The organism is Kordia sp., assembly GCF_050633145.1.
Classification (GTDB): domain Bacteria; phylum Bacteroidota; class Bacteroidia; order Flavobacteriales; family Flavobacteriaceae; genus Kordia.
Map to the genome: position 1 here is coordinate 1 of NZ_JBOEFY010000007.1, position 5778 is coordinate 5778.

General features: G+C 33.2%; 6 protein-coding genes. 4 read left to right on the plus strand and 2 right to left on the minus strand.

Annotated elements, in window-relative coordinates:
- Positions 1–198: 198 nt before the first annotated feature.
- Together ACRBBL_RS04865 and ubiE are read right to left on the minus strand one after the other, a co-directional pair.
- Positions 199–918 carry a porin family protein gene (locus ACRBBL_RS04865; protein WP_431367898.1) on the minus strand — a complete coding sequence of 240 codons (720 nt, stop codon included), beginning with the start codon at positions 916–918 and terminating at the stop codon, positions 199–201.
- A gap of 5 nt (positions 919–923) precedes the next feature.
- A complete protein-coding gene (gene ubiE, locus ACRBBL_RS04870; protein WP_431367899.1) occupies positions 924–1652 on the minus strand; it encodes a bifunctional demethylmenaquinone methyltransferase/2-methoxy-6-polyprenyl-1,4-benzoquinol methylase UbiE in 729 nt (242 codons plus the stop codon).
- 162 nt (positions 1653–1814) lie between these two features.
- Between ubiE and trkA the strand changes: the two genes are divergently transcribed.
- From trkA to ACRBBL_RS04890, 4 genes are all read left to right on the plus strand, one after another.
- Positions 1815–3164 (plus strand): Trk system potassium transporter TrkA, encoded by a 1350-nt coding sequence (gene trkA / locus ACRBBL_RS04875; protein WP_431367900.1) that lies wholly within the window; start codon positions 1815–1817, stop codon positions 3162–3164.
- 42 nt (positions 3165–3206) lie between these two features.
- Positions 3207–4664: a TrkH family potassium uptake protein gene (locus tag ACRBBL_RS04880; protein WP_431367901.1), complete on the plus strand. Its 1458-nt coding sequence runs from the start codon at positions 3207–3209 to the stop codon at positions 4662–4664.
- A 106-nt stretch (positions 4665–4770) separates the two neighbouring features.
- Complete coding sequence (locus tag ACRBBL_RS04885; protein ID WP_431367902.1) at positions 4771–5028, plus strand: hypothetical protein; 258 nt, start codon at positions 4771–4773, stop codon at positions 5026–5028.
- A gap of 160 nt (positions 5029–5188) precedes the next feature.
- Positions 5189–5482, plus strand: a complete 294-nt coding sequence (locus tag ACRBBL_RS04890) for a hypothetical protein (RefSeq protein WP_431367903.1) — start codon at positions 5189–5191, stop codon at positions 5480–5482.
- Positions 5483–5778: the final 296 nt, after the last annotated feature.

Below are 5778 nucleotides of genomic sequence, written 5' to 3' on the forward strand. Positions count from 1 at the left end.
ATTCCGCACTTGATGCGGAATCTACTTAAATATTAAATGGATTCCTGTCTACACAGGAATGACATTTGAAAATAAAAATTCTTTTGAAAAACTAAGATACTTTCAACATAAAAATCTCAATCGAGATGTGTCACATCGAGCATTATTGAAATCAAAATATATTTTTGATTGAAAATACCTAGCGAAGCTATCGAGATGCTACTGAAACGTAAAATTGATAAAAATTCCGCGTGATTGCATTTTCTGAATATTGCTCGTCCACGGACTGTTTGGATCTACATCACGAACCAATTCATCATTCAACGCAAAAACACCACGAATAGAAGGTGTAAATTTAAAGTAGTGTAAATAGAAATCCACTCCAAAACCTAATTCATAGTAAAGCGTTCTACGTTTCATACGAAACTGATTGTTGAAATTGTCATCAGGGTTTTTCTCGTTACTTGATAAGTTGATAGAAGTAGAAAATCCACCAACAATAAATGGTTTAATATTGTTAATACGTTTGGTTCCGATTTTTAATAATAACGGAATATGCACATAACTCGATTTTATTTCACGCATTTGATCTACAGGATCAGTCAAACCATAACTTTCTGGATATTCCAACGTACGTGTCGTAAAGAAAATTCCTGGCTCTAAACGTAAGTTCATATAATTATTCAATTTTACGTCTCCAACCAAACCTACATTAAAACCTGTAGCTGGTTTTAGCTGAATGGCATCTGCATTTCTATTGTACGTAAACTTAAAATCGTAACTATTAAACCCTAAAAAATAACCCCAAGTAAGTGTGTTATTATCTATTTGACCTTTTCCGCCACTTGCATCATTCAATACTTTTTTCTTAGTGAATAGTTGAGCATGTGTAGATTGTAAAGCAAAAATACAACAGATGATGAGCAAAATCTTCTTCATAAAATCTATTTTGTTGCGGTGTAAATACTCGCTACACCAAACGTTTGTGGTTTATCTTTCACATCTATAAACCCAATTTTTCGTAAAATATTGTTGAAATTTTCTCCATAAGGAAAAGCAGCCGCCGATTCTGATAAATATCCGTAGGCAGAATTGTCTTTAGAAAACAGTTTCCCAATTAGTGGTAAAACATTTTTTGTGTAGAATTTATAAAATTGTTTGAATGGTGTTTTTACAGGAACAGATGTTTCCAACACTACAAAAATTCCTTTTGGTTTTAAAACTCTCAAAATTTCTTCTAATCCTTGTTCTAAATTTTCAAAGTTTCGCACACCAAAAGCAACAGTAATAGCATCAAAAGAATTGTCTTCAAATGGTAACTTTTCACCATCACCCAAAACCATTTCAATTTTTTCGTTGAGTGCTTTTTTCTTAATTTTTTGTTTTCCTACTTCCAGCATTCCTGGCGAAATGTCTAAACCTACAATACGTTCTGCACTGGTTTCTGCCAAATTAATAGCCAAATCGGCTGTTCCAGTAGCAATATCTAAAATCGTCTTCGGTTTGGTGTCGCCAACCATACGAACAACTCTTTTTCGCCATTTAATATCAATACCAAAAGAAATCACACGATTTAATCCGTCATAATTCTTAGAAATAGTATCGAACATCTCTGTAACCTGCTCTTTCTTGCCAAGTTTCGACTCTTTATACGGTGTTACATTTTTAGACATATCAGGAAATTTTGGCAAATATAATTAATCCTACTATCATAGTTGTGTTGTAAAGCCTATAATTTGCATAGGTTTTACAAATCTGATACTCAAGCTTAAAAGTATTAGTGGATGATTGCTTTTTTCTCGTATATTTGTATACTTTTTCAATAAGCTAATTAAATGAAAATTATAATTGCGGGAGCTGGTGAAGTAGGATATCATTTGGCAAAATTACTTTCTTACGAATCTCAAGATATTACCCTGATAGATTGCAATAAGGAAAACTTAGAATATGCAGATGCACACTTGGACATTCGTGTCATTAAAGGTGATGCAACGTCTATTAATGTGCTGAAAGAAGCAAGAGTTGCTACAGCAGATTTGGTAATTACGGTAACTTCTTCAGAAACAACGAACATTACTATTTGCGTATTGGCAAAGCAATTGGGGTGCAAACGAACCATTGCACGAATTTCAAATACAGAGTTTATTGATAACCAAGAAGAGTTAAAATTTAGTGATTTGGGAATTGATGAGTTGATTTCTCCTGAAAAATTAGCGGCTGCCGAAATAAAATTATTACTAGATCAATCGGCTTTTAACGATAGTTATGAGTTTGAAAATGGCGCATTGACAATGGTAGGTACAATTTTACAGCGAACGGCGCCTTTTGTTGGAAAAAGTGTGAAAGAAGCAGCTAGTATTTTTCCAGAATTACACTTCGTGCCTATTGCTATTCAGCGATTTGGAACGCAATACACTATAATTCCTCGTGGAGATACTTTATTTAAAGAAGGAGATCAGGTATACTTTGTGATTTCGAAAGAAGGTGTAGAGGAATTGTACAAATTGATCGGAAAACAACGCGAAGACATTAAAAATGTAATGATTCTTGGCGGAAGTAATATTGGGCATAAAACAGCTAAAGATCTTTGTCGAAATCGATTTAATGTAAAATTGATAGAAAAAGATAAAGACAAAGCTTTTGAATTGGCAGACGAATTACCAAATGCACTTATCATTCAAGGAGATGGACGTAATGTAGAGTTACTAGAAGAAGAAGGTGTATACGACATGGATGCATTTATTGCAGTAACAGGAAACTCTGAAACCAATATTATGTCATGTTTGGTAGCAAAGTCAAAAAGTATTCGAAAAACGATTGCATTGGTTGAAAATATGGATTATTTCCAATTGTCACAATCTATCGGAATAGATACGTTGATTAATAAAAAATTATTGGCGGCAAACAATATATTCAGACACATTCGTAAAGGAGATGTAGTCGATATGACGCGTGTAAATAACATGAATGCGGAATTATTAGAATTTATTGTAAAGCCAACTTCTCGCGTATGCGATAAAAAGATAAAAGATTTAGATTTTCCTCGTTCTGCCATTATTGGTGGTGTTATACGAGAAGGAGAAGGTTTAATTGCCTTGGGCGATTTCCATATCAAATCAGGTGACAGAGTTGTCGTCTGTAGTTTACCACAATCAATCAACAAAGTAGAACGCATGTTTCTCTAATTATTGATAATGAGGGTAAATTATAAAATCATATTTCATTTAATGGGACTGCTGTTGGTTTGCAACGGCGGATTTATGTTGCTAGCAACTTTAATGAGCTTCTTTTATGAAGACGGCATAACGTTTCAGTTATTTTTAGCTGGATTGGTTACTATTATTGCGGGAGCACTTTTTATGTTGACTACAAAAGATCATAAAAAGGAAATCAAAAAACGAGAAGGATATATTGTTGTGACTTTTGGTTGGATTTTTATGTCCCTTTCTGGAACGTTTCCATATTTATTTACCAAAACGATTCCAAAATTTACCAATGCGTTCTTTGAAACGATGTCTGGTTATACCACGACTGGAGCTACGATTTTAGAAAAAATAGAAGGTTTGCCTGAAGGAATTCTTTTCTGGCGAAGCATGACACATTGGATTGGTGGAATGGGAATTATTGTATTAGCTATTGCTATTTTACCGCTATTAGGAATAGGAGGAATGCAGTTGTTTGCTGCAGAGGCGCCTGGACCAAGTGCTGATAAGTTACATCCAAGAATTACAGATACAGCAAAGCGCTTATGGCTTATTTATGTTGGATATACAGTTGCAGAAACAATCTTGTTGCAAGTAGCAGGAATGTCCTTTTTTGATGCAATAAATCATGCATTATGTACTTTGTCTACAGGAGGATTTTCAACAAAAGATGCAAGTATAGCGCATTGGAATGGTGATCCAATTATACAATATATCATCATTTTCTTTATGTTTTTGGCAGGAACAAACTTTGTGTTGAGCTACTTTGCTTTTAAAGGAAAGGTTCAAAAAGTATTTAGAGATGAGGAGTTTCGAGTCTATGCTATCCTTACAATTATTTTTACAATTATAGCAACTGTTATTATATATGCACAAGTCAATGTAGAGCAATCTGACTATCATCCAATGGTTTGGGGCGAGCTGGAAAGTGATTTTCGACATTCGTTATTTTCGGTTGTAGCTGTCATTACAACCACAGGATTTGTCACCGCAGATTTTACTTCGTGGACAACATTTTTAACTATTTTCTTTTTTGGTTTAATGTTTCTGGGAGGTTCGGCAGGTTCTACTTCTGGAGGTGTAAAAGTGGTGCGGCATTTATTAATGATTAAAAATGGTTTGTTAGAATTTAAACGAACCTTGCATCCGCGTGCTATTATTCCTGTGCGTTATAACAACAGATCCGTTTCGGAGCATATTGTATACAATATTTTAGGATTCTTCATTTTGTATATGTTATTGTTTATTATTGGAGCATTAGTTTTAGGATTTGTTGGATTGGATTTTGAATCGGCCATTGGTGGTGCAGCTTCTTCTTTAGGAAATGTTGGGCCTGCATTAGGAGATTTAAATCCGCTTGAAAATTACAATTCCATACCTTCTGTTGGGAAATGGTGGTGTACTTTTTTAATGCTTCTTGGACGATTAGAATTATTTACGGTATTAATTCTTATCACGCCATTCTTCTGGAGAAATCGTTAGTTTACAGTGGTTTAAAAAATATATTTTAAAATTTTTTCGATTTTCTTTGTAACATTTTTTTTGTTGACGCGTCATATATGTGTAAATCAATCAAAAAACAATAATCATGACAACAACAATTCAAACACAGCCAATTTCGGTTCCTGTAGAACCCATCGAAACGTTTAGTAACTTTGAAAACAGAGGAATGTTAACTTCTCGTTACAAAGAAGAAATTAAAGAAAGCTTTAGTAATACAAAATCGCAATCGTTATTTAACTTAAAACGACGCGTTCGTACAAATCAATATAGATTTTCGCCAACTGCAGGAGTTGTACTAAAAGTTTCAGTATTCGTTCTCGCTTATGTAATTGCTTATATTTAAAAATTACTAACTCCTTGAAATACAGGAGTATTTTTTTTGTAAAAAATATTCTTTCCAATAGACTTAGAGTGAAAAAAGGGGAAAAATCCCCTGCTAAAGGGTTTTTAAACTTCAAATGTTTTATAGATATTTACATCAGTAAACAAAAAGTTAAAAACAAATGCTTAAGAAGTTTAATTTTCTGGAATTCTGTTGGTTAGCTACTGTGGTTTTATTAACAAGTACTGTAGTAATGATTTTTACAAGTACAGACCTTGCTACAGAAACAGCAACACCTACACTTTTTGGAATTGACATTAAATATTGCATTGTTATCTTTTACGCCTTTAATACTTTTCTATTTTTCGGAATTAAAGAGTTCTTTTGGCGATACGAACGAAAGTTCCCAAACACCATTATTATGTTTAGTGGTGCTATATTGACAATTTCACTTTTAATACTTAATATTATTTAGTTAAATTACTTAGTTAATCTCAATCAGAGCCAAAAGATGTCTTTATCAAACATTTTTTGGCTTTTCTGTTTTTATTCAGATTGTTAGGCTTCTTGGGTTTTAGACGTGTTTTGCTTTTGAGAAAGAATATTCTCATTATGATTAGCGTTTAGTATAAACTACCGTTTTAATGTAGCTTATATCTTGTTTATACTATTTTAGATTCTATTATAGCATCTATATTCAAAAGCTTACCAACTTTCCATTGGCGTTATACCATGTATCTCCAATGTTCGCTTGTTTTCCATTGGCATGAT